The organism is Pseudochelatococcus lubricantis, assembly GCF_011762225.1.
GTDB classification, from domain to species: domain Bacteria; phylum Pseudomonadota; class Alphaproteobacteria; order Rhizobiales; family Beijerinckiaceae; genus Pseudochelatococcus; species Pseudochelatococcus lubricantis.
In genome coordinates this window covers 593,922-617,090 of record NZ_JAASQI010000002.1, presented here as the reverse complement: position 1 = coordinate 617,090, position 23,169 = coordinate 593,922, and the positions used below count along the sequence as shown (strand labels likewise).

The 23,169-nt window shown below is 64.5% G+C and carries 22 protein-coding genes and 1 pseudogene; 16 read left to right on the top strand and 7 right to left on the bottom strand.

Annotation, left to right across the window (positions count from 1 at the left end):
- Positions 1-561 precede the first annotated feature (561 nt).
- Together FHS82_RS06820 and FHS82_RS06815 are read right to left on the bottom strand one after the other, a co-directional pair.
- Positions 562-1,125 (bottom strand): TetR/AcrR family transcriptional regulator, encoded by a 564-nt coding sequence (locus FHS82_RS06820; protein WP_166950149.1) that lies wholly within the window; start codon positions 1,123-1,125, stop codon positions 562-564.
- Between the two features lie 221 nt (positions 1,126-1,346).
- On the bottom strand, positions 1,347-1,802 hold the full coding sequence (locus FHS82_RS06815) for a winged helix-turn-helix transcriptional regulator (protein WP_377594372.1): 456 nt from the start codon (positions 1,800-1,802) through the stop codon (positions 1,347-1,349).
- 126 nt (positions 1,803-1,928) lie between these two features.
- Between FHS82_RS06815 and FHS82_RS06810 the strand changes: the two genes are divergently transcribed.
- On the top strand, positions 1,929-2,810 hold the full coding sequence (locus tag FHS82_RS06810) for an SDR family oxidoreductase (RefSeq protein WP_166950147.1): 882 nt from the start codon (positions 1,929-1,931) through the stop codon (positions 2,808-2,810).
- Between the two features lie 73 nt (positions 2,811-2,883).
- Here the strand turns inward: FHS82_RS06810 and soxG are convergent, their stop codons facing one another.
- The 4 genes from soxG to FHS82_RS06790 are packed head-to-tail and all read right to left on the bottom strand — an operon-like array spanning position 2,884 to position 7,971.
- A complete protein-coding gene (gene soxG / locus FHS82_RS06805; protein ID WP_166950145.1) occupies positions 2,884-3,453 on the bottom strand; it encodes a sarcosine oxidase subunit gamma family protein in 570 nt (189 codons plus the stop codon).
- Positions 3,446-6,409, bottom strand: coding sequence for a sarcosine oxidase subunit alpha family protein (locus FHS82_RS06800; protein WP_166950143.1), 2,964 nt, complete (start codon positions 6,407-6,409; stop codon positions 3,446-3,448). The genes soxG and FHS82_RS06800 overlap by 8 nt, the downstream gene beginning before the upstream one ends.
- Positions 6,406-6,678 (bottom strand): sarcosine oxidase subunit delta, encoded by a 273-nt coding sequence (locus FHS82_RS06795; protein ID WP_166950141.1) that lies wholly within the window; start codon positions 6,676-6,678, stop codon positions 6,406-6,408. The genes FHS82_RS06800 and FHS82_RS06795 overlap by 4 nt, the downstream gene beginning before the upstream one ends.
- A gap of 42 nt (positions 6,679-6,720) precedes the next feature.
- Positions 6,721-7,971, bottom strand: a complete 1,251-nt coding sequence (locus FHS82_RS06790; protein WP_166950139.1) for a sarcosine oxidase subunit beta family protein — start codon at positions 7,969-7,971, stop codon at positions 6,721-6,723.
- An 87-nt stretch (positions 7,972-8,058) separates the two neighbouring features.
- Here FHS82_RS06790 and FHS82_RS06785 point away from each other — a divergent pair, with 87 nt between their 5' ends.
- The 15 genes and pseudogenes from FHS82_RS06785 to FHS82_RS06715 all read left to right on the top strand — a co-directional run.
- Positions 8,059-9,018 carry a GlxA family transcriptional regulator gene (locus FHS82_RS06785; RefSeq protein ID WP_166950137.1) on the top strand — a complete coding sequence of 320 codons (960 nt, stop codon included), beginning with the start codon at positions 8,059-8,061 and terminating at the stop codon, positions 9,016-9,018.
- Positions 9,019-9,212: 194 nt separating this feature from the next.
- Entirely contained in the window at positions 9,213-9,788 is a 576-nt protein-coding gene (locus FHS82_RS06780) for a helix-turn-helix domain-containing protein (protein ID WP_246225162.1), read from the top strand.
- Positions 9,789-9,884: 96 nt separating this feature from the next.
- On the top strand, positions 9,885-10,787 hold the full coding sequence (locus FHS82_RS06775; RefSeq protein WP_166950135.1) for a class II glutamine amidotransferase: 903 nt from the start codon (positions 9,885-9,887) through the stop codon (positions 10,785-10,787).
- 56 nt (positions 10,788-10,843) lie between these two features.
- Positions 10,844-11,530 (top strand): GltB/FmdC/FwdC-like GXGXG domain-containing protein, encoded by a 687-nt coding sequence (locus tag FHS82_RS06770; protein WP_166950133.1) that lies wholly within the window; start codon positions 10,844-10,846, stop codon positions 11,528-11,530.
- Between the two features lie 113 nt (positions 11,531-11,643).
- A complete protein-coding gene (locus FHS82_RS06765; protein ID WP_166950130.1) occupies positions 11,644-12,972 on the top strand; it encodes an FMN-binding glutamate synthase family protein in 1,329 nt (442 codons plus the stop codon).
- A gap of 62 nt (positions 12,973-13,034) precedes the next feature.
- A complete protein-coding gene (glnT, locus tag FHS82_RS06760) occupies positions 13,035-14,399 on the top strand; it encodes a type III glutamate--ammonia ligase (RefSeq protein ID WP_208394113.1) in 1,365 nt (454 codons plus the stop codon).
- A 168-nt stretch (positions 14,400-14,567) separates the two neighbouring features.
- A complete protein-coding gene (gene purU, locus FHS82_RS06755) occupies positions 14,568-15,452 on the top strand; it encodes a formyltetrahydrofolate deformylase (RefSeq protein ID WP_166950126.1) in 885 nt (294 codons plus the stop codon).
- Between the two features lie 3 nt (positions 15,453-15,455).
- Positions 15,456-16,355: a bifunctional methylenetetrahydrofolate dehydrogenase/methenyltetrahydrofolate cyclohydrolase FolD gene (gene folD / locus FHS82_RS06750; RefSeq protein ID WP_166950124.1), complete on the top strand. Its 900-nt coding sequence runs from the start codon at positions 15,456-15,458 to the stop codon at positions 16,353-16,355.
- Positions 16,356-16,454: 99 nt separating this feature from the next.
- The gene (locus tag FHS82_RS06745; RefSeq protein ID WP_166950121.1) at positions 16,455-17,588 is read left to right on the top strand and encodes an aminomethyl transferase family protein; all 1,134 of its coding nucleotides are present in this window, start codon (positions 16,455-16,457) and stop codon (positions 17,586-17,588) included.
- An 11-nt stretch (positions 17,589-17,599) separates the two neighbouring features.
- Positions 17,600-18,208, top strand: a complete 609-nt coding sequence (locus FHS82_RS06740) for a dimethylamine monooxygenase subunit DmmA family protein (RefSeq protein WP_166950119.1) — start codon at positions 17,600-17,602, stop codon at positions 18,206-18,208.
- On the top strand, positions 18,205-19,170 hold the full coding sequence (locus tag FHS82_RS06735) for a PDR/VanB family oxidoreductase (protein WP_166950117.1): 966 nt from the start codon (positions 18,205-18,207) through the stop codon (positions 19,168-19,170). The genes FHS82_RS06740 and FHS82_RS06735 overlap by 4 nt, the downstream gene beginning before the upstream one ends.
- 22 nt (positions 19,171-19,192) lie before the next feature.
- A complete protein-coding gene (locus tag FHS82_RS06730; RefSeq protein WP_166950115.1) occupies positions 19,193-20,233 on the top strand; it encodes a heme-dependent oxidative N-demethylase family protein in 1,041 nt (346 codons plus the stop codon).
- Between the two features lie 274 nt (positions 20,234-20,507).
- Positions 20,508-21,815 (top strand): ammonium transporter, encoded by a 1,308-nt coding sequence (locus FHS82_RS06725; protein ID WP_166950296.1) that lies wholly within the window; start codon positions 20,508-20,510, stop codon positions 21,813-21,815.
- A gap of 193 nt (positions 21,816-22,008) precedes the next feature.
- Positions 22,009-22,347 carry a P-II family nitrogen regulator gene (locus FHS82_RS06720; RefSeq protein ID WP_166950113.1) on the top strand — a complete coding sequence of 113 codons (339 nt, stop codon included), beginning with the start codon at positions 22,009-22,011 and terminating at the stop codon, positions 22,345-22,347.
- 15 nt (positions 22,348-22,362) lie between these two features.
- Positions 22,363-22,473: pseudogene (locus FHS82_RS06715) on the top strand (DNA-3-methyladenine glycosylase); the annotation flags it as partial.
- Between the two features lie 123 nt (positions 22,474-22,596).
- On the opposite strand, the gene FHS82_RS06710 reads toward FHS82_RS06715, so the two are convergent.
- Entirely contained in the window at positions 22,597-23,094 is a 498-nt protein-coding gene (locus FHS82_RS06710) for a cupin domain-containing protein (protein ID WP_166950111.1), read from the bottom strand.
- Between the last annotated feature and the right edge of the window lie 75 nt (positions 23,095-23,169).

The window sequence follows — 23,169 nt, the reverse complement described above, 5'->3', positions numbered from 1 at the left end:
TAAAGTCGAGAAGCCCCATTCAACAGAAGCCGGGAAGAGCGGGGTCAGCCAGCAGCACGGCCACGACCGGGCGCCACGGGTAACCACGGTATCCGGATACTCCCGGGCCATTCATGGAAACGGCCGTACAGTTCTCCCCCGCCTCTCTCGCAACCGCCTCGATGGACAGGGCCGCCTCCGCCGAGCCGCATGACAACCCTTTCTGCCGCGTCGAGCGCGTCTTTGTCCCTGATCCCTCCGATAAGGATCCCAGTCGTCCTCATTCCAAAAATTCGAGCAATATATATGCGAACGTTCGTATTTTAATCAAGCAAAAAATTGGGCTGCTGCCGGCGGTTCTATCCGCGTCGGTTGCCTTTCAAGATTACGCCGCGGGCTGTCGCCAAGAAGCAGCAACAATTACGGCTCGGCCTCGTCGCCCGGCCGTGGCGCGGCGACGACAGGGAAATCGGCCCCTCGAAATGCCCGGAAAAACTCGACGCATAGGCGCCCTCCCCCATCCGGACCAAGGCGCCGCCAAAGCCGGCGGGGCGTTGTTTCTTCATGGAGAGGCGGGGAATATCATGTCGCTTCGTCGGCGGCGACACCCTTGAGGAACGCGCTTTCCATCGTCGCCGCAAGCCCCGCCCGGGCCACCCTGCCACGACGCTCCGCCTCGACAAGCCCCAGCAGCATGGCGACGAACAACTCGGTCAACATAGCCGCCGGCATGTCGATCCTGAACACGCCCTCCCGCTGGCCGCGCAGGAAGAAGGCATCCAGTGCGATATCCCAGCCGGCTTCGTCGCCGAAGTCTTCCGACGCACCCTGATTGCGGCAATAGATCAGGAACGTGGTGAGTTCCCGCTGCTCCAGATTGTTCACGATCAGCCGCCTCAGCGCCTCGCGCGGCGAGGCGGTATCCAGGCCGGAGGCCGCAATCGCTTCGCCGATCAGTTGCACGCCATGGGTCGTCAGCCGTTCAATCAGCTGTTCACGGGTACGGCAGAAGCGGTAAAGGGTGGCTTTGCTGATGCCGACGGCGCTGGCCAGCTCCTGCAGCGAAGCCGCAGGCTGCCGGACGATCGCCGACGCCAGAGCGACCAGGATACCGTTATCCTTCGTTTGAATGCCGATACGTGCCATGCCCTGAAACTTTTTCTGCCTGGGAAGCCCTGACGGGGATCATATGAATTATTGTTATTTCATCTTGGAAGCCAAGGCTTCCAGATTTCAACCGGCGTCCCGCGCCGCATGCTCCCCGGCTACCCCGGCCAGCCCTGTTCGAGCGCTATTGTGATCCTGCCGACGCCTTTGCCTGAGTTGCGCTCCCGCAAGCGCCGGGAGGCGGCGTCGCATTTGGGGGATCAAACGGCGGACTGTAGCCCGGGATCAACGCGCCCGTCAGCGGCTCCATAGGCCAGACGCGCGGCGACGATGGCTTCGCTGTGCGTCTCCGCCCAGTTCAGAAGTCCCGAGAGCGGATCGAGCAAGGTCAGCCCCAGCTGGGTCAGCCGGTATTCGACCGTCGGTGGCGTCGTCGGGTGGACGTGCCGGCTGATCAGCCCGTCCTGTTGCAGTTCGCGCAGGGTCTGGGTCAGCATCCGCTGGGAAATATCCGGCACCGCGCGGCGGATTTCGCCATAGCGATGCGGTCGTTCAGCCAGCACCATGATCAGCATCACGCTCCATTTGCTGCCGATGCGGTCCATGATCCCACGGACGGGACAGTTTTCGTCGTCATCCGGCTGCTCCCGGCATTCGTCGATGCGTTGCTTCATCTGTACGAGCCGTGACCTGCCAGATCCGAAACTGATGGTCATGACATACGAACTCCGATGTGCCTATCTGCCCGCAACATGCCTACTTTACGCACGGGTTTCAATCCTCATAATGAATGTTGGTCTCGAAATGAGATTAATGGATACAGCAGCACGGGATGATTTCGCATGTCTGACAAACTCGTCGTAACCGGTGCCTCCGGCCAGCTCGGCAAACTGGTTCTGCACCATCTGCTCGACAGCCTGAAGGTGCCGGCGGGCCGGATCATCGCCACCACCCGCACCCCGGATGCGCTGGCCGAGTTCGCTGCCCGAGGCATTGAGGTTCGCGCAGCCGATTTCGACGATCCGGCTTCTCTCGACGCCGCCTTCGCCGGCGTCAGCCGGGTGCTGCTGATCAGCACGGCATCGTTCTCGGACCGGAGCGTGCAGCACAAAGCCGCCATCGCCGCTGCCCAAAAGGCCGGAGCGACGCATGTGATCTACACCTCGCTGCCGGAACCGGTCGATCCGTCGCTGGCGATCGTGCGCGATCATGCCGCGACCGAGAAGGCGCTCGCCGACAGCGACCTACCTGGCTGGACGGTGCTGCGCAACAACTGGTACTTCGAGAACCTGTTCTGGACCATCCCGGATATCGCGAAATCGGGAAAATGGTTCACGGCCACCGGGGACGGCGCGACGGCCTATATCTCGCGTGACGATCTGGCGCGCGCGGCGGCGACGGTGCTGGCCAGCGACAGCACCGGCCGGACGACGCTGACGCTCGGCGGATCGAAGGCCTATACCACGGCCGAACTCGCCGAGCTGATCGGCAAGGCGATTGGCAGGGAGATCGCCGTGGTGCAGGTCAGCGCCGACGATCTGGCGAAAGGCGCCGAGGCGCACGGGGTGCCCGCGCATCTGGCCGGGATCATTGCTTCAGGTGACGTGAACGTCGCCGCCGGCCGCCATGCGGCAATCACGGGCGATTACAAGGCGCTGACCGGGCTGGAGCCGCGGCCGTTCGAGGATTGGCTGGCGGCGAACAAGGCCGCGCTGGCGGGCTGACCGGACAGCGCCGCCGACCCGCATTCCGGCCTTCCGTCGTTTCTGAAGGAGATCGGTGCCGCTATCGCCGTCTTCAGGCACGGTCCGCCGCCTGCAAGACATATTCGCCGCTCATCGTCGCGAGATCGTCCCAAAGACTTTCGGCGAAGGTTCTGAGCACCATCAGTTCGAAGGCATCTTCCGCAACGCGCGTGAGGTGGGCGGCGATGTGTCCCGTCAGCGTCGTCGTCGAGTGCCCGACGGGAAAGGCTGCCGGAGCGAGATCGGCGGCGGTTCCCTTTGCGAGGACACGTTCCACCATCGGCCCCTCGATGCGGATGCGCACGCGGCCATGGCTCTGGTCGACGCCTGCGGCACCGGGCGGCAGCGCTGCGAGAATAGCGGCGACCCCGGCGGCGGAAAGCGCCTCGTCGCCCACGAGGAACCACTGCGCCGGGCCGGCGGTGCGCACCGCGTGCGGCCTGCCGCCGGTCACCTCCCGAAGCAGGGGGGCAAGGTCCGGGCCGCCGGCCTCGCCGAGAACATGAATGACATGCCCCTCGGGAAGCGCGGCGATACTGATGCCCGCCGACCGCAAAGCGGTTTTCGATCCAAGGGCAGCGCGACTGGCGACGCGAAATGCGGGGATCTGAATTTCAGGCATGGAGCTTCTCGTTGGCTGGATCGACGAACACCGGATCGCAAAGGACGGCGGGCGTGGTCTCGCCCATCAGGCCGTTCCAGACGACAATTTCCTCGCCGTGGCGCTCCGGCCCGTTCCTGACGAGCGCGAGGCCGATCGTGGACCCGACATGCGGCGAGAAGGCGCTGGAGCTGACGTAGCCCTGATCGTTCTCCAGCGTCGCCTCGGTGCCTTTCGCGAGGATATGCGCCCCCGTGCGAAACGTGGCGGCGGGATCGAGCGGCTTCACACCCACAAGACGCAGCCGGTCGGGGGCCGTCAGGCCTTCGCGGTGGACCATCGCCTTGCCGATGAAGTCAGCCTTCGTCGGGGAGACCATTTTCCCGAAGCCGAGATCGGCCGGCACCACCGTGCCGTTGATCTCGTTATGGGTGACATGGCCCTTCTCGATGCGCAGCACGCCGAGCGCCTCGATGCCATAGGCACAGATGCCGTGCGCCTCCCCCGCTTCCATCAGTGCGTCGGCGACGCTTTCGCCGAAGCCCGCCGGAACGGCGATCTCGTAGGCGAGTTCGCCCGAGAAGGAGATGCGGAACAGCCGCCCGCGCAGCGCCCCGCCGAACAGGGACACCTCCCTTGCGGCGAGGAACGGAAAGGCTTCACCGGAGATGTCTTCGTCGACGATCGCTTGCAGGATCGTCCGCGCCTTCGGCCCGGCGATCGCCATCTGCGCCCATTGATCCGTCACCGAGGCGAGGCGCACGTCGAGGTCCGGCCACAAGGCCTGCGCGCAGAATTCCAGATGGTTCATGACGCCGGCCGCATAGGCCGTCGTGGTGGTCATGAAGAAATGGCCCTCTCCCAGCCGGCTCGTGGTGCCGTCGTCATAGATCATGCCGTCCTCGCGCAGCATCAGTCCGTAGCGCGCGCGGCCGAGAGGCAGCTTGAGGAAGGCGTTGGCGTAGACGCGGTTGAGGAACTCGGCTGCGTCCCGGCCGTGGATCTCGATCTTGCCGAGCATGGAGACGTCGCAGAGCCCGGCGTTGAGGCGGACGTTACGCACTTCCCGGTCGACGCTCTCGCGCCAGGTCTTTTCTCCCGCGCGCGGGAACCAGGCGGAACGATACCACAGGCCCGTCTCCACGAACGTCGCGCCGTGCTTCGCCGCCCAGTCGTGCAGGGGTGACTTGCGCACCGGCTGGAAGTGCTTTCCGTGCGAGGCGCCGGTCAGCGCGCCGAAGGAAACCGGCGTGTAGAAGGGCCGGAATGTCGTGGTGCCGACCTCGGCCGGCGACACGCCGCGGGCCTCGGCCAGCAACCCGATGGCGTTGATGTTGGAGAGCTTGCCCTGGTCGGTGGCCATGCCGTTGGTGGTATAGCGCTTGGCAAGCTCCACATGGCCATATCCTTCCCGGACGGCCAGCTTCAGGTCCTTGAGGCCGACGTCGTTCTGGAAGTCCACGAACGCCTTGCCCCGGATGCCGGGCACGGACCACAGCGGCTTGCCGGCATCGCCCGTACCCTCGCCGGCAACCGGACCGAAGACCGCGGGCTGCGCGGCGCGCCCGAGAAGTCCGGCCAGCCGGGCGGCGTGCCCGGCGCCGTCGGCAAGGCAGGCGGACAATGATCCGACGCCGGCAGCGGAACCCGCAAGCGTCAGCCCCTCGGTGTCTTGAGGCGCGAGAAACGCCCCGTGCGCGTCCGACCAGATGGGCCTGCCGCCACGGTGGCAGGCAAGATGGATGACCGGGCTGAACCCACCCGACATGGCGAGCGCATCGACATCGAGCGTCTCGTTGCTTCCGTCGACGGCGATCGTCACGCCGGCAAGCGCCTTGCCGCCCTTCGCATCGCGGACAAGGCCGCCCTTGATGACGCGCGCGGAACCGCCGCCGACCGGGCTTCCTTCCCGGCGGCTGTCGATGATGGCCGCCACGCCGACGCCGGCGGCCTCCAGATCGGCCGCGAGCCGATAGCCGCTGTCGTTGGTTGTGAAGACAGCAACGCTCTTGCCGGGGGCGACGGCATGGCGGTTCAGGTAGGTGCGCATCGCGCCCGCCGTCATCACGCCGGGAATGTCGTTGCCGCCGAAGACGATGGGCCGCTCCTCGCTGCCCGTGGCGAGGATGGCCTGCGTTGCCGCGATGCGCCACAGCCGCTCGACCGGAGCGCCGGCGCGCAGTTCCGCGACATGCTTCTGCACCCGCTCGACGGCGCCGAAGACATTGCCGTCGTACCAGCCGAAAACGGTGGTGCGCACCAAAACCCGCACGTTGGGCAGGCTGTGAAGTTCCGCCGCGATGTCCGCTGCGAGCTGCGGCGCGGGCCGATCGCCGATCGTGGCGGTCTCGGACAGCAGCGATCCGCCGGGCAGCGCCCCTTCGTCGGCGAGGATGACGCGCAATCCGGCGCGTCCTGCGGTAAGGGCGGCGGCGAGCCCTGCCGGTCCCGCGCCGATGATCAGCAGGTCGCAATGCGCCCAGCATTTCTCATAGCCGTCGGGATCGGCCTCCCGGGTCGCCCGGCCAAGACCGGCCGCCTTGCGGATGACGGGTTCGTAGACCTTCTCCCAGAAGTCGGCCGGCCACATGAAGGTCTTGTAGTAGAAACCCGCGCCCAGAAACGGCGACAGCATGCCGTTGACCGCGCCGATATCGAAATCGAGCGACGGCCACCGGTTCTGGCTGCGCGCGACGAGGCCGTCGTACAGCTCCTGCACCGTTGCGCGGGTGTTCGGCTCGGTGCGCCCGTCGCGCCCGATGGTGACGAGCGCGTTCGGCTCGGCCGCGCCCGCCGTCAGGATGCCGCGCGGGCGGTGATACTTGAAGCTGCGGCCGACAAGGCGCTGGCCGTTGGCGAGCAGGGCCGAGGCCAGCGTGTCGCCCGCGAAGCCCTGCATTTTCCTGCCGTCGAAGGTGAAGGACAAGGGCCGGGAGCGATCGATGAGGCCGCCCGTGGACAAGCGCAACCGGTTCATGCCTTTCCTCCCTTCCCTGCGGCGGCGTCCTCTGCGCCGGTCACGTCGTGCGTCGCGGTGTTGCGGCTGACGACGAGCCAGCGCCGGCAGCCGGATGTATGGTGCCAGTACTCGCGGTAGGCGCCGCGCGGGTTGTCGCGCAGGTAGACATAGTCCATCCAGGCCGCCTGCCCCGCGTCCGGGCCGGGGCGCTCAAGCGCCGCGCCCCTGATGGTGAATTCTTCCTTCGGTCGCCGTCCGCAATGGGGACAGGGGATGAGGCTCGCCATGGACGATATTCCTTGTCTCGTTCCAGAGATGCATCGCAGACATCAATGCAAATTCGGCTGCGCGCCCTGCCCTTTTTCGTCGATCAGGTAGCCGCGCTCGAAGCGGTCGAGCCGCATCTGCCGCGTGGTCTCGTGCGGCTCCCCTTTCGCGATGAGATGCGCGAAGCAATAGCCGGAGGCGGGCGTCGCCTTGAAGCCGCCGTAGCACCAGCCGGCGTTGAGATAGAGATTGTCGCGGTGGACACGGTCGATGATCGGCGAACCGTCCATCGACATGTCCATGACGCCTCCCCAGGATCGCAGCACCCGCACGCGCGACAGCGCCGGGATCAGGGCCTTGCCCGCCTCGGCGACGTGCTCGACGGTCGCGAGGTTGCCACGCTGGGCATATGAATTGTAGCCGTCGATGTCGCCGCCGAAGACGAGGCCTCCCTTGTCCGACTGCGAGACGTAGAAATGCCCCGCGCCGAAGGTGACGACGCAGTCGATGAACGGCTTCAGGGCCTCGGAGACGAATGCCTGCAGCACATGGCTCTCGACGGGCAGCCTGAGCCCGGCCATCTGCGCCACCTGCGAGGAATTGCCGGCTGCGGCGAGCGCCAGCCTGTCGCAGCCGATAAAGCCCTGCGTGGTTTCGACGCCGGTGACCCGGTTGCCGTCCTGGCGGACGCCGGTGACCTCGCAGTTCTGGACGATGTCAACGCCGCGGCTATCGGCGCCGCGCGCATAGCCCCACGCGACCGCGTCGTGCCGCACCGTGCCGCCGCGCCGCTGGATCAGCCCGCCCTGAATGGGGAAGCGGGCATTGTCGAAATCGAGGAACGGCAACACGGCCCTGATGGCATCGCGGTCCAGCAGTTCGGCATCGACACCGTGGAGCCGCATGGCGTTGCCGCGCCGCACATAGGCATCGCGCTGGGCGTCGGAATGGTACAGGTTGACGACGCCCCGCTGGGAAACCATCGCATTGAAGTTGAAATCCTGCTCCAATCCCTCCCAGAGCTTCATGGACAGCTCGTAGAACGGATTGTTGCCGGGCAGGAGATAGTTGGAGCGGATGATCGTCGTGTTGCGGCCGACATTACCCGAGCCGATGTAGTTCTTCTCCAGCACCGCCACGTTGGTGATGCCGAACTCCTTCGCGAGGTAGTAGGCCGTCGCGAGCCCGTGCCCGCCGCCGCCGACGATGACGACGTCGTAATGCGGCCTCGGCTGCGGCTGGCGCCATGCCGGCCTCCAGCCCGCATTGCCCCGCAGGCCGTTCAGAAGAATCGAAAGTGCCGAATAGCGCATCTGCAAGATCCCGGTTGATATCCTTTGATAGGACGGCGGAAACATTTTTCGTTACACAAAAGGGACGAAAAATTATATAAAAGAGACATGAAGCAGAATCCTTTCCACCTGACGCAGCCGATCGGCTTCATTCTCCTGCCTGGGTTCGCGCTGATGTCCTATGCGTCCGCGACCGAACCGTTGCGGGCGGCCAACATGCTCGCCGGCAGTGCGCTTTACGAAATCGTGGCGCTCTCGCCTGACGGCGCGCCCGTCCCGTCCTCGTCCGGCGCGACCGTTCCCTGCCGGCCGCTTGGCCAGGGTGCCCACGATGCGTTGCATACGGTCTTCGTCTGCGCTGGCGGCCAACCGGGAGAATGGCGCTATCCGCAGGTGCATGCGACCTTGCGGACTCTGGCGCGCAGCGGCGTACGAATCGGCGGAATTTCCGGCGGGCCGTATCTGCTCGCCGCCGCCGGCCTGCTAGACGGCCGGGATTTCACCATCCATTGGGAGCATGCGCCGGCGCTGATCGAGGCGTTTCCGCATCTGGTTCCCCGCCAGGCGCGATTCGTGCTCGACGGCAACCGCATCACCTGCGGCGGCGGCGTTGCGCCCCTCGATATGATGCATGCGCTCATCGCCGAGCGGATGGGAGCGGACTTCGCGCGGCGTGTCAGCGACTGGTACCTCCACACGGCGGTCGCGGAGCCGGCGGCACCCCAGCGGGCCTCGGCGGCGGAGCGCTTCGGTGTGCATCACCCTGCCCTGCTCAATGTCCTCGCGAAGATGGAGGCGACGATCGAGCAGCCGCTGGGCCGGGACTCGATGGCGGTTTTCGCAGGCATCAGCCCGCGGCACCTCGACCGGCTGTTCGCCGATCACCTCGGCCGGGGCTTTCTGGAGACCTACCGCACGATCCGCCTGCAGCACGCGCGCAGGCTGCTGCAGCAAAGCCCCCTGTCGATCTCGGAAATCGCCTTTGCGACAGGCTTTTCAAGCGCGGCGCATTTCTCCACGGCCTACCGGCGGCTGTTCGCGCATCCACCAGGCCAGGAACGCAGTTAATTTTCCTGTCAGTTGAATTTTTTTCACTATAAAGATAAAATGATCTTTTTGCCGGAGCGATCATGACACAGACCACAGCAAGGCGGCAGGGCGCGAAGGATGCCACGAAGGATAAATTGCCGGCCATCGAGCCGCATGCCGGTTTCGGGCAGGATCCGCATGCGGTGCGCGAGCCGCAGGTCAACAATCTGGAGATGGCGATCGGGCATGAGGTGCGCGCCTATCGCAAGAAGCTCGGCCTCACGGTTACAGACCTCGCGGCGGCGACGGGCATGTCCGTCGGCATGCTGTCCAAGATCGAGAATGGCAACATCTCGCCGTCGCTGACGACGCTGCAGGTGCTGTCGAAAGCACTCGGCGTGCCGCTGACGGCATTCTTCAGGCGCTTCGAGGAACCGCGCAACGCGACCTTCGTCAAGGCCGGCGAAGGGCTCAACATCGAGCGCCGGGGGACGCGCGCCGGCCACCAGTATAGCCTGCTCGGCCACATCGACAACAATTCGAGCGGCGTCACGGTCGAGCCCTATCTCATCACGCTGACCACGGAATCCGACGTGTTCCCGACCTTCCAGCATGAAGGCATGGAGTTCCTTTACATGCTGGAGGGCGAGGTCATCTACCGCCACGCCGACAAGCTCTATCCGATGAACCCGGGCGACAGCCTGTTCTTCGACGCCGATGCGCCGCACGGGCCGGAGGTGCTTGTCAGGCTGCCGGCGCGCTACCTGTCGATCATCTCCTATCCCCACAGGCGAACGACCGGGGATTGATAAATTGCCTTAGAAGAAAAATTTATTCTCTTCAATTGACCAAGCCATTGCCGCGTGCTAGCTCTTGTTCATCAACGAACGGAGGTTGCAGGGACCATGTGCGGCATTGTCGGACTATTCTTGAAGGACCGGACGCTGGAGCCGAGACTCGGCGACATGCTGTCCGACATGTTGATCGCGATGACGGATCGCGGTCCGGATTCCGCCGGCATCGCGATCTACCGCCCGTCGCCGGAAGGAAAGACCAAGCTCACGCTGCAATCCGCGTCGCCAGAAACGGACTTCGCCGACCTGCGCGGCGAGCTGCTTGAGGCCGGCATCGCGGCGTCGGTCACGGTGAGGAGCACCCACGCAGTTCTGGAGACCGACGCGACGGCGGAAAAGGTGCGCGCCTTCCTCGCCACCCACAGGCCGGCCGTCCGCGTCACGGGCACGGGCCGCAGCATCGAACTCTACAAGGAGACCGGCCTGCCGAAAGACGTCGTCGAGCGGTTCGGTGTCCGCGGCATGGGCGGCACCCACGGCGTCGGCCACACCCGCATGGCGACGGAATCCGCCGTGACGACACTCGGCGCGCACCCCTTCTCGACCGGCGCCGACCAGTGCCTGGTCCACAACGGGTCGCTCTCCAACCACAGCAATCTGCGCCGCACGCTGGCGCATGAAGGCATCAACCTCGAAAGCCAGAACGATTCCGAAGTCGCGGCCGCTTATCTGACGGCGGAGATGGCAAGGGGCAAGGATCTGGGCGAGGCGCTGAACAGCGCGCTGGACGATCTGGACGGTTTCTTCACCTTCGTCGTCGGCACGCAATCCGGCTTCGGCGTGGTGCGCGACCCGATCGCCTGCAAGCCCGCCGTCATGGCTGAAACCGACCAGTACGTCGCTTTCGGCTCCGAATATCGCGCGCTCGTTAACCTGCCCGGCATCGAGAACGCCCGCGTGTGGGAGCCGGAACCGGCCACCGTCTATTTCTGGGATCACGAGAAGGCAGCCTGATTTCCTGCCGGGGCAAGTGTTCATCAGGAAATTGTAGTCAGAGGGAAGTACAATACATGCCTGTCTTTGATCTCTCCACGACGCCGCTGCGTGAGTTCAACAGCGCGCTGCGCAATATCCCGGAAGGGAGCAACGATTTCTCGTTCGAGGTGCTCAATCCGCGCGGCAGCCACGCCGTCGCCGCCGGCATCGACACGCCCGTCACCGTCGATGTTCAAGGGTCCGTCGGCTATTACTGCGCCGGCATGAACGACGGCGGCATCGTCACGGTTCACGGTTCCGCCGGGCCGGGCGTGGCCGAGAACATGATGTCGGGCACAGTCGTCGTCGAGGGCGACGCGAGCCAGTACGCCGGTGCGACCGGCCGGGGCGGCCTTCTCGTCATCAGGGGCAACGCCTCTTCGCGCTGCGGCATCTCGATGAAGGGCATCGACATCGTCGTCCTCGGCAACATCGGACATATGTCTGCGTTCATGGGGCAGTCGGGGCACCTTGTCGTCCTCGGCGATGCCGGAGAGGCGCTGGGCGATTCCCTCTACGAGGCGAAGCTCTTCGTTCGCGGGAAGGTAAAAAGCCTCGGCGCCGACTGCGTCGAGAAGGATATGCGCCCGGAGCATCTCGCGAAGCTCGCCGAACTGCTCGAAAAGGCCGGCGTCAGCGGCGTGAGGCCGGAGGAGTTCAAGCGCTACGGCTCGGCCCGCAAACTCTACAACTTCAACATCGACAACGCGGACGCCTACTGACGCCGCGACGGGATGAGCTACCGGCGAACGCCCATCCCGCGCCGCAGCCGTCGACGCACAGTTTTTGTCCAGAACGGTGCCCGTTTTCCGGGATCATGCTTCAGGGATATGCCATGAGCTATCACAACCCCCATACCCCGCCGCGCAAGTCCGCGACCTTCGACGATTACACGCTGGCGGAAATCCGCCGCGCCGCCGCGACCGGCATCTACGACATCCGCGGCGGCGGAACGAAGCGCAAGGTGCCGCATTTCGACGACCTGCTCTTCCTTGGTGCCTCGATGTCGCGCTACCCGCTCGAAGGCTACCGCGAGAAATGCGAGACCTCAGTTACCCTTGGAACACGTTTTGCGAGGAAGCCCATTCAGTTGAAGATTCCGATCACGATCGCGGGCATGAGCTTCGGCGCATTGTCCGCGCCCGCGAAGGAGGCCCTCGGGCGCGGCGCGACGCTGGCCGGAACTTCGACGACGACGGGCGATGGCGGCATGACGGACGAAGAACGCGGGCACAGCGAGATCCTCGTTTACCAGTATCTCCCCTCCCGCTACGGGATGAACCCGCGCGACCTGCGCCGCGCGGATGCGATCGAGGTCGTGGTCGGCCAGGGCGCGAAGCCCGGCGGCGGCGGCATGCTGCTCGGCCAGAAGATTTCCGACCGCGTGGCCGAGATGCGCACGCTTCCCAAAGGCATCGACCAGCGCTCCGCCTGCCGCCACCCGGACTGGACCGGCCCCGACGATCTGGAAATCAAGATCCTGGAGCTGCGGGAGATCACGGACTGGGAGAAGCCGATCTACATCAAGATTGGCGGCGCGCGGCCGTATTACGACACGGCGCTCGCGGTCAAGGCGGGAGCGGACGTGGTGGTGCTCGACGGCATGCAGGGCGGCACGGCGGCGACACAGGACGTCTTCATCGAGCATGTCGGCATGCCGACGCTCGCCTGCATCCGCCCCGCCGTTCAGGCGCTGCAGGATCTGGGCATGCATCGCAAGGTGCAGCTTGTCGTCTCCGGCGGCATCCGGTCGGGCGCCGATGTCGCCAAGGCGCTGGCGCTGGGGGCAGACGCGGTGTCGATCGGTACCGCCGCGCTCGTCGCCATCGGTGACAACGATCCGCGCTGGGAGGACGAGTATCGGGCGCTCGGCAGCACGGCGGGTGCCTACGACGACTGGCACGAGGGCAAGGACCCGGCCGGCATCACCACGCAGGATCCGGAGCTGGCGAGCCGTCTCGATCCCGTCACCGCCGGCCGGAAGCTTGCCAACTACCTCAAGGTCATGACGCTGGAAGCCCAGACCATCGCCCGCGCCTGCGGCAAGAACCACCTGCACAACCTGGAGCCGGAAGATCTCTGCGCCCTGACGCTCGAAGCGGCGGCGATGGCGCAGGTGCCGCTCGCCGGTACCGGCTGGTATCCGGGCAAGAACGGCTTTTGAGAGGGCATCTACACCTGCGGCCTGCAACGGGAGGGCATGGTCCGCATCAGCTTAAATAAACGATGGATATCCAGACAAGCCTCGGAACAAGCGGCGGATATCCGACAAGGGGAACTGAAGTGACGCAGGAGCTTTCCAAATACGCTGCTGAAAACGGAATAAAATATTTCATGATCAGCTACACGGACCTTTTCGGCGGTCAGCGCGCGAAACTGGTCCCGGCTGCGGCGATCGCCGACATGCAGAGGGATGGCGCGAGCTTCGCCGGCTTTGCGACGTGGCTCGATCTCACCCCCGCCCATCCCGACCTGTTTGCCGTCCCCGACCCATCGTCCGTGATCCGGCTACCCTGGAACAAGGATGTTGCCTGGGTCGCCGCCGACTGCATCATGGACGACGCGCCGGTGGAACAGGCGCCGCGCGTCCTGCTCAAGCGGCTGATCGCCGAGGCCGCCCGGGAGGGGCTGCGCGTAAAAACCGGCGTCGAGGCGGAGTTCTTCCTCATTTCGCCTGACGGCTCGAAGATTTCCGACGAGTTCGATACCGCCCAGAAGCCCTGCTACGACCAGCAGGCGGTGATGCGCCGCTACGATGTCATCGCCGAGATCTGCGACAGCATGCTCGAACTCGGCTGGAAGCCGTACCAGAACGACCACGAGGACGCGAACGGCCAGTTCGAGATGAACTGGGAATACGACGATGCGCTGCGCACCGCCGACAAGCATTCGTTCTTCAAGTTCATGGTGAAGTCGATCGCGGAAAAGCACGGGCTGCGCGCGACATTCATGCCCAAGCCCTTCAAGGGCCTGACCGGGAACGGCTGCCACGCGCATATCTCGGTCTGGGACCTCGACGGAGAGGTCAACGCCTTCGCCGACAAGTCGATGCCCTTCGGGCTCTCGGCACAGGGCAAGCACTTCCTCGGCGGCATCATGAAACACGCCTCGGCGCTTGCGGCCGTCACCAATCCGACGGTCAATTCCTACAAACGCATCAATGCGCCGCGGACCACCTCGGGCGCCACCTGGGCGCCGAACGCGGTGACCTGGACCGGCAACAACCGCACCCACATGGTGCGCGTGCCCGGCCCCGGCCGCTTCGAGTTGCGCCTGCCGGACGGCGCCGTCAACCCGTACCTGCTACAGGCGATCATCATTGCCGCCGGCCTGTCCGGCATTCGCTCGAAAGCCGATCCGGGGCAGCATCACGACATCGACATGTACGCCGCGGGGCATACCGTCACCGATGCGCCGCGGCTGCCGCTCAACCTGCTCGACGCGCTGCGCGAATACGAGAAGGACGAGGTCCTGCAGAAGGCGCTGGGCAATGCGTTCTCGTCCGCCTACCTCAAGCTCAAGCACAACGAGTGGAACATGTACTGCTCGCAGTTCACGAGCTGGGAACACGCGACCACCCTCGATATCTGAGAGTCCTCGCTGCGTCACGGATCGCCTTCCCCACGCCTGAACGGGATGACTTTCCCCGATTGTCATCCCACCCCGTACGCTTGAGCGCACGGAACCCCTTTCGGAGGCCGCTTCCCCCGATCCGGCGGCAGGCGCGAAAAGCTCTTCCCGCCGCCTTGAGAGAGAGCCATGACAACATTCATTCTCACCGTCACCTGCAAGTCCACACGCGGAATCGTGGCGGCAATATCGACCTATCTTGCCGGCAAGGGCTGCAACATCATCGACTCGTCGCAGTTCGACGACCTCGATACGGGGCGGTTCTTCATCCGTATCTCCTTCATTTCCGAGGAAGGTGTCGGCCGTCCGGCGCTGATCGAGGACTTCGGTCCGATCGCCGAAACATTCGGCATGACATGGAACATCCACAACGCCAGGGACCGCATGAAAGTCATGCTGATGGTCTCGCGCTTCGGCCATTGCCTGAACGACCTGCTCTACCGTTGGAAGATCGGCGCGCTGCCGATCGATATCGTCGGCGTCGTGTCCAATCACTTCGATTACCAGAAGCTGGTCGTGAATCACGATATTCCCTTCCACTACATCAAGGTGACGAAGGAGAACAAGCCGCAAGCCGAGGCGCAACTGCTCGACGTCATCCGGCAGACGGAAACGGAACTCGTCGTGCTCGCCCGCTATATGCAGGTGCTGTCGGACAGACTCTGCGAGGAGATGTCGGGCCGCATCATCAACATCCATCACTCCTTCCTGCCGAGCTTCAAGGGCGCCAATCCCTACAAGCAGGCCTACCAGCGCGGCGTGAAGCTGATCGGCGCGACAGCCCACTACGTGACCGCGGACCTCGACGAGGGGCCGATCATCGAACAGGGCACGGCCCGCATCACCCATGCGCAGAGCCCCGATGACTATGTCTCCATCGGTCGCGATGTCGAAAGCCAGGTACTGGCGCGCGCCATTCATGCGCACATCCACCATCGGACGTTCATCAACGGCAACCGCACCGTCGTGTTCCCGGCGAGCCCCGGCAGCTATGCATCCGAGCGGATGGGCTAAACCATGGCTGACATCATCGATGGCAAGCAGGTCGCCGCATCCGTGACCGCGGCGGTGAAAACGGCAGCCCTCGCGCTGCAACAGCAACGCGGAGTGACGACAGGCCTCGCGGTCGTCATCGTCGGCGACGATCCGGCAAGCCACACCTACGTGGCCGCGAAAAGCCGCATGGCGAAGGAATGCGGCTTCAACTCCGTCCAACACACGCTGCCCGCGCAGACAACGCAAGAAGAACTCGCCGCTCTCGTCCGGATGCTCAATGACGACGACGCCATCCATGGCATACTCGTCCAGCTGCCGCTGCCGGGGCATCTCGACCCGGAGCCGCTCATCCAGGCGATCCGGCCGGAAAAGGACGTCGACGGCCTCCACGTCATCAATGCCGGCAAGCTGGCGACGGGCGATCTTGCCACCGGCCTCGTCTCCTGCACGCCAGCGGGCGCCATGGTCTTCGTCCGCCAGGTACACGGGGCGGACCTGTCGGGCCTCAACGCCGTCGTGATCGGACGCTCGAACCTGTTCGGGAAGCCCATGGCGCAGTTGCTGCTGCACGCCAACGCCACGGTGACGATTACGCACTCACGCACCCGTGACCTCCCGTCCTTCTGCCGCAACGCGGACATCCTCGTTGCGGCCGTGGGCCGTCCCGAGATGGTAAAGGCCGATTGGGTGAAGCCCGGAGCGACCGTGATCGATGTCGGTATCAACCGCATTCCCGCACCCGAACGGGGCGAGGGCAAGACCCGCCTCGTCGGCGACGTCGCCTTCGCGGAATGCGCCGACCTCGCCGCCGCCATCACGCCGGTGCCCGGCGGCGTGGGTCCCATGACCATCGCCATGCTGATGGCGAATACGGTGATCGCCGCCCACCGCGCCAGCGGGCTGACGCCGCCGACCTTCTGACGATGCTGCGTCGCGGGGAAATTCCGCTTGCGCCGCAGCAAATCGCGCATATAGTTAAGAAATAAATATTCTCAATAATAAACCAGAGAGACGGACATCATGACTGCAACATGGCGCTTTTCCGCCCTTGCGGACCGGCACCGGGCCCTGGGTTCCAGGCTTGAGGACTGGAACGGCATGGGTACCGCCTGGACATACGACAAGGACATCTACGAGGAACATGCCGCCGTCCGCACGCGGGCCGGCCTCATGGACGTGTCGGGTCTCAGGAAGGTTCACCTCGTCGGCCCGCACGCCATCGCCGTGCTGGATGCGATAACGACGCGGGACCTGAACAAGGTATATCCGGGAAAATCCGTCTACGCCTGCATGCTCAACGATCGCGGGCATTTCACGGAGGACTGCGTCGTGTATCGCACGGGGCCGAACGCCTGGATGCTGGTGCACGGATCGGGCTCCGGCCATGAGGAGGTCGTCAAGCAGGCCGCAGGGCGAAACTGCGCCGTTCTTTTCGACGACGATCTGCACAATCTCTCGCTTCAGGGCCCCCTCGCCGTCGAGTACCTGCAAAGGCACGTGCCGGGCATCCGTGACCTGCGATACTTCCATCACATCCAGACCACGCTGTTCGGCCTGCCCGTGATGATCTCGCGTACCGGCTACACCGGCGAGCGCGGCTACGAGATCTTCGTGCGCGGGCAGGACGCGCCCGCCGTATGGGATCACATCGTCGGGGAAGGCGCGGAACTCGGCATCATCCCCGTCTCGTTCAGCGTCCTCGACATGCTGCGGGTCGAGAGCTACCTGCTGTTCTATCCTTACGACAATTCGCAGATGTATCCCTTCGCGGACGAACCTCCCGGCGACAGCCTGTGGGAGCTTGGCCTTGCCTTCACGGTGAGCCCTGGCAAGACCGGTTTCCGCGGTGCGGAGGAGCATTGGCGCCTCAGGGGCAAGGAGCGCTTCAGGATATTCGGGCTGCTGATCGACGCCGACGGTCCCGCCGGCGCCGGGGACGAGGTCTGGGCCGACGACCGGAAGGTCGGCGTGATTACCTGCCCCTGCTATTCGAAGCTCACGGGCCGTTCGATGGCCATCGCCCGTCTCGACGTGGACAAGGCCGTGCAGGGCGCGCCGCTGGAAGTCCGCGGCAAGTCGCTCGCCGCCAAGGCTATCGCCCACACGATCACCTTCGACGATCCCGACAAGAAAAAGCGAACGGCCGTCGGCTGAGGGGGCTTGCCATGCTGGTGGAAGGCATCACGAGCCGCCCGGTCCATGGCGGGATACAAGTGGACCTGTTCGCGCGCCGGCACTTTTTCGCCCTGGAGGGAGAAGGCGCGCTCGCGCTTCTGGCGCAGGCTCCGGCGCTCGACGAGGCGTTCTTCGACCGCTGCGAGGTGTTGTATGCGGCTGCGGACGCCGCCGGCCGGGGCTACGACGAAGCGCTGGCAAGACTGAAGCCGGATCTGTTCCGGCAAACGCCGACTGTCGAGACGCTGCTTTTCCGGCTGCGAGGGTGCCTTTCCAGGGCGACGATGGGCACGCGGCTCTACGTGGCGGGTGGCGAGGGTTTCATCGGTCGGTGCATGAACGTCGCCGCCGGCTTCGGCATGGATGCCGGCACAGTTCTCACGGAGCATCGCGGATCGGCCGCCCGGCGCGTCCAGTGCGTGCATTGCAAGGGCATCACCGAGGACGTGAGCGAAAGCCCCTTCGCATGCAGCCACTGCGGGCTGAACCTTCTCGTCAGGGATCATTACTCGAAGCGCCTCGGGGCGTTTCAGGGAGTCTGCATCGACGCGGAGGAGCCCGTGTCGGCCAGCCGGACGCCTGAGGAGGTGTTCCAATGAGCGCTACATCCACGATACCTGTGCGCGTCAGCGAGATAGAACCCGTCGCCGAGAGTATCAAGCGGGTCCGGCTGGAACGTCCCGACGGCCGGCCGCTACCGCCGTTTTCGCCGGGCGCGCATGTCGTCGTTTCCATGAACGATGGCGGACGCATTCGCCGCAATCCCTATTCGCTGATGTCGGAGCCCGACGACAGGGGATACTACGCCATCTCCGTGCTGCGCGCCGAGAAATCGCGCGGCGGCTCCGCCTTCATACACGACGTGTTGAAGGCGGGAGACGAACTCACCATAAGCCATCCCGTCAACCTCTTCCCGGCGGACAAGCGCGGACGCAAGCATATCCTCATCGCGGGCGGCATCGGGATCACACCGTTCATCGCGATGATGGCCGGGTTCGCCCGCGACAACGTGCCCTTCGAACTCCACTACGCCATGCGCTCCCGTGCTCACGGCGCCTATTGGCGGGATCTCGTCGCAAGCTACGGCGCACATCGTATCAAGCCATATTTCAGCGCCGAATATCAGGTTCTGCCCGTCGCGACGCTGCTCGAAAATCAGCCGCTCGGCACGCATGTCTATGTTTGCGGCCCGGACAGGCTGACCGACTGCGTGCTCGACGCCGCACGGAACACCGGCTGGCCGGCGGCCAACGTGCATACGGAACGCTTCCTCGCGCCGGCGGGCGGCAAGCCCTTCGATGTCGAACTCATCCGCTCGGGCATCACCGTGCATGTGGGCGAGCATGAGAGCATTCTGGAGGCTGTCGAAGCCGCCGGCATCGATGCCCCCTGCTTGTGCCGGGGAGGCGCATGCGGCCAATGCGAGACGTCCGTCATCGCCTGCGACGGCCAACTTCTTCACCATGACGTCTACCTGTCCGACGACGAGAAAGCGGGAGGACGCAAGATCATGATCTGCGTCTCGCGCTTCGAAGGCACGAGACTGTCCCTTGATCTTTGATAACGACAGAGGGAGCCAAGCCATGGCCATCATGTTCAGGCAGGAAACCTTCCGTGACGATTTCACCTACCGGAACAGTCCCGCCAATATCCACCGTTTCCCGTTTCCGTTCGACCGGGACGAATATGCGTACTCGGTGAACATCGAGCCTCACGTACCGGGACGGAAGGGCACCATCTACGAAAGCCTGATCGACGTGGACGAGCACTACGTCGCGGAAATGGCCGACCGGGCACTCGTGCTCAAGGAAGATCCGCTGCGCTACCAGGCCCTGCCGCATATGATGCAGGCGCAGTGGGACGTTCTCGAACTCCTCATGGAGCAGCAGGCTGCCGGATATCCCGAACACTTCTCGCTGACGAGGAACGGTGACCGGTGGCGATGGATCAACCGGCCACTCGGCATCGACGACACTTTCACATTCGGCGCCCGCGAGACACTCCCGTATGAGCCGCTGGAGTATATCGGCCGGCAGACGCAAGGCGACCTGTGCATCGTCGACCAGCGGGACAACAATCTCTGGATGGACGCCGGGCTCGTCACCACACAGGCGGACTGGTCGCTGGATTTCGACGTCGGCATGAATTTCATGGAATGGCACGGCCCCGTTCCCCTCGCTCACGGGATGGGCATTTTCGACCGGGCGCTGAAGTTTCTCCTGAACCTCCAGCTCGGCCAGCCCGTGCGCCGGTTCAACTGGACAATGACCGTCAATCCGCGCCTGGATACCAGCCCCGAAAACTATCACAAGTGGGGGCGCGACCGGACGACTGTGACGCCCGTCAATGTCGGCCGGAAGGTGCACCTGCGCGTCGAGCTGCAAACTCTATGGCGGCTGCCGCGCTCGAACGCGATGCTGTTCGTGATCCGCTGCTACCTGATGAGCATGGAGGAACTCGTAACCGTTCCAAAATGGGCACGGCGTTTTCACAGGGTGCTCAAGACGCTGCCGCAGGAACTGGTCGACTACAAGGGCATGACGCGCTACCGCGACACCACCGTCGAATGGCTTTCCCGCCATGACGACGGCGCTCCGACCTCACCGGGAATCTGGCCGGACTGAGACGGCGCCACAGGCAGGACCGGCGCCATAACGGGCTCGACAAATAATAATACAATAAAAAGCCGGAAAGGCAGAACGCCTGGCGGCACTGGGAGGATGCGTGCGGAGGAATACATGACACGTTCAAGATAAACAGGGGAACATACGAATGGTTGATGCTGAAAGCGCCGGTGCCTGCTCCGGCAACGACATTGAACGCGAGCCTGCAATGAAGAAACGGGTCACGGTGGATGATTGCCGTGCCGTCCCGCATCCGTCACGGCAGAGGCCGTCGATGATCTCGCGGGCGCTCATCGCTGCCGCCTTCCTCGGCGTTTCCTCCACCGCCCACGCCGCAACCGGCGAGATCGATACCGGAACGACAGCCTGGCTGCTGACGGCGACGCTGTTCGTGTTGATGATGTGCCTGCCCGGGCTCGCCCTGTTCTACGGCGGCGTCGTGCGCGCCAAGAACGTGCTCTCGATCTTCGTGCAGATGTATGTTTCGGCGGGCGTCATCGGCGTTCTCTGGGTGATCTACGGCTACAGCCTGGTCGTGGACACGACAGGCATGGTCGAGGGCGAGTATTCGTTCAACAGCTTCGTCGGCGGGCTGAACAAGGCGTTGCTCGCCGGTGTCGACCCGCAGGCGGCCGCCTCCGGCGTTCCCGAAGGCGTGCTGATCGTCTTCCTGATGGCCTTCGCCATCATCACCCCGGCGATCGTCGCCGGCGCGTTCGCGGAACGCATGAAGTTTTCCGCCTCCGTCCTCTTTCTGGCCCTGTGGTTCACCTTCTGCTACGCGCCGGTCGCGCACATGGTCTGGGGCGGGCCGGGCGCGCTGATGGTGAATTGGGGAGCGCTCGACTTCGCGGGCGGGACCGCCGTCCATATCAACTCGGGCGTCGCGGGGCTCGCGGCCTGCCTCGTGCTCGGCAAGCGCACGAACTATCCGAGGATCCCGATGCCCCCTCATAATCTCGTGCTTACGCTGACGGGCGCCAGCATGCTCTGGGTGGGCTGGTTCGGCTTCAACATCGGTTCGGGGCTTGCCGTCAACGGCCAGGTCGGTCTCGTCATGCTGAACACACAGCTGGGGGCCTGTGCCGGCATCCTCGGCTGGGCGCTGATGGAGACGCTTACAAGAGGCAAGCCAAGCGCACTCGGGGTTGCCTCCGGCGCGCTGGCGGGCCTCGTCGGCATCACGCCCGCCTGCGCCTTCGTCGGCGCCGGTGGCGCCATCGTCATCGGGCTTCTCACCAGCGTTGCCTGCTTCTATGCCATCACCGATCTCAAGCACCGTTTCGGCTATGACGACACCCTTGACGTGTTCGGACTGCACGGTGTCGGCGGCATTGTCGGCGCGATCCTGACCGGCTTGTTCGCGGCGCCGTCGCTGGGCGGCACCGTCGAGGGTCTCGACATCGGGCGGCAGTTGCTGGTGCAGACCGCAAGCGTCGTATTCACCATCGTCTACTGCCTGGCCTTGAGCTGGGCCATCCTAAAATTGATCGATTGGGCAATCGGTCTCCGCGTCGTGCAGGAAGACGAGGAAGAGGGACTCGACATCACGAGCCATCATGAAAGCGCTTATAACGCATAGAGTTTTTCTCATTTTGTTTGAAGCAAAAAGCTGAAAAACTCTTGATCCCGCGCGACGTTTGAGCGTTGAAAAGGCGAATCTTTTTCTGCCACAGGCAAATGCTGGAGTGTTTCTGTCTTCGACAAAAGCACTCCAGCCAGATCGCCACTGCCTAAGCTAAGCGCCGTATCTCACAACTATTGGGGAACGCAACATGAAACTGATCACCGCCATCATACGACCATTCAAGATCGACGCTGTGCGAGAAGCTTTGACGGAGGCCGGCGTGACCGGCATCACCGTGACGGAGGTCAAGGGTTTCGGTCGCCAGAAAGGGCACACGGAAGTGTATCGGGGCGCCGAATATGTCGTGAACTTCCTGCCCAAGATCCGTCTGGAAACCGTGGTCGCCGACGAACTCGTGGATCAGGTGCTGGCGGCGATCCGGCACTCCGCCGGCACGGGCAAGGTCGGCGACGGCAAGCTCTTCGTCTGCGCCGTCGAGCAAGCCGTCCGCATACGTACGGGCGAAACCGGCGTCGACGCGCTCTGAACCAAGCGGAAGTCCATATCCCGCGGCATCCATCTCTGCCTCAACGTGGTCGGGCGTCCGGGAGAAGCCGTGCTGATCCGGGCGATCGAACCGCAGGTCGGGATCAAGATCATGCAGGCGCTCCGGGGCAGGACGCCGTTCTGTGCCGGACGGACCGCGCAGGTGCTCTCCGAACCCTGCCTCGCCGACCGCAGACGAGGCAGGGACAAGGGTGCCGCCGATGCCCAGCGGATCGGGGCACCCGGAGGATCAATCGAGCGGACCGCCGATCAGATCGATGTGATTGGCGGCGCACAGCGTAGCAAATGCGACGATCTGTTCGTCGGACAGCGCCGTGACCGGCGGCAGTCCCGCAGTCGTCGCGGGACGGCTCGCCCGCGCCACGAGCGTCTCGAAATCGTGCCCCCGGCAGATCGTCAGGCAGCGCGCGCCCGACAGGCTCTCGACGCGGAAGCTGTGGGGCACGCCCTTGGGGGCGATCGCGATGTCGCCGGCGCGCAGGATACTATCCTCCCCCGCGATCCGGACGCGCATGGTGCCTTCCAGGACATGGAAGATCTCGTCCTCGTTGTGGTGGATGTGGAGCGGCGGGCTTTCGCCATAAGGCATGAAGTGATCGATGATGCTGATGCCGTCGTCGCCATCGGCCGCCGACAGGCGGATGGTGATGCGGGTGTTGAGGAACCAGGCGGAGTAGTCCGCACCGGTCGTGTTGTCCAAGCGCGTGTTGTTCCTGATGAGTTGCATGGTGGCTGTCCCTGTCGTGAGCCGGCGCCGGGCCGGGAGGTGGAGCCCGACCGACATCCGGCGCGGCCGTGGCAT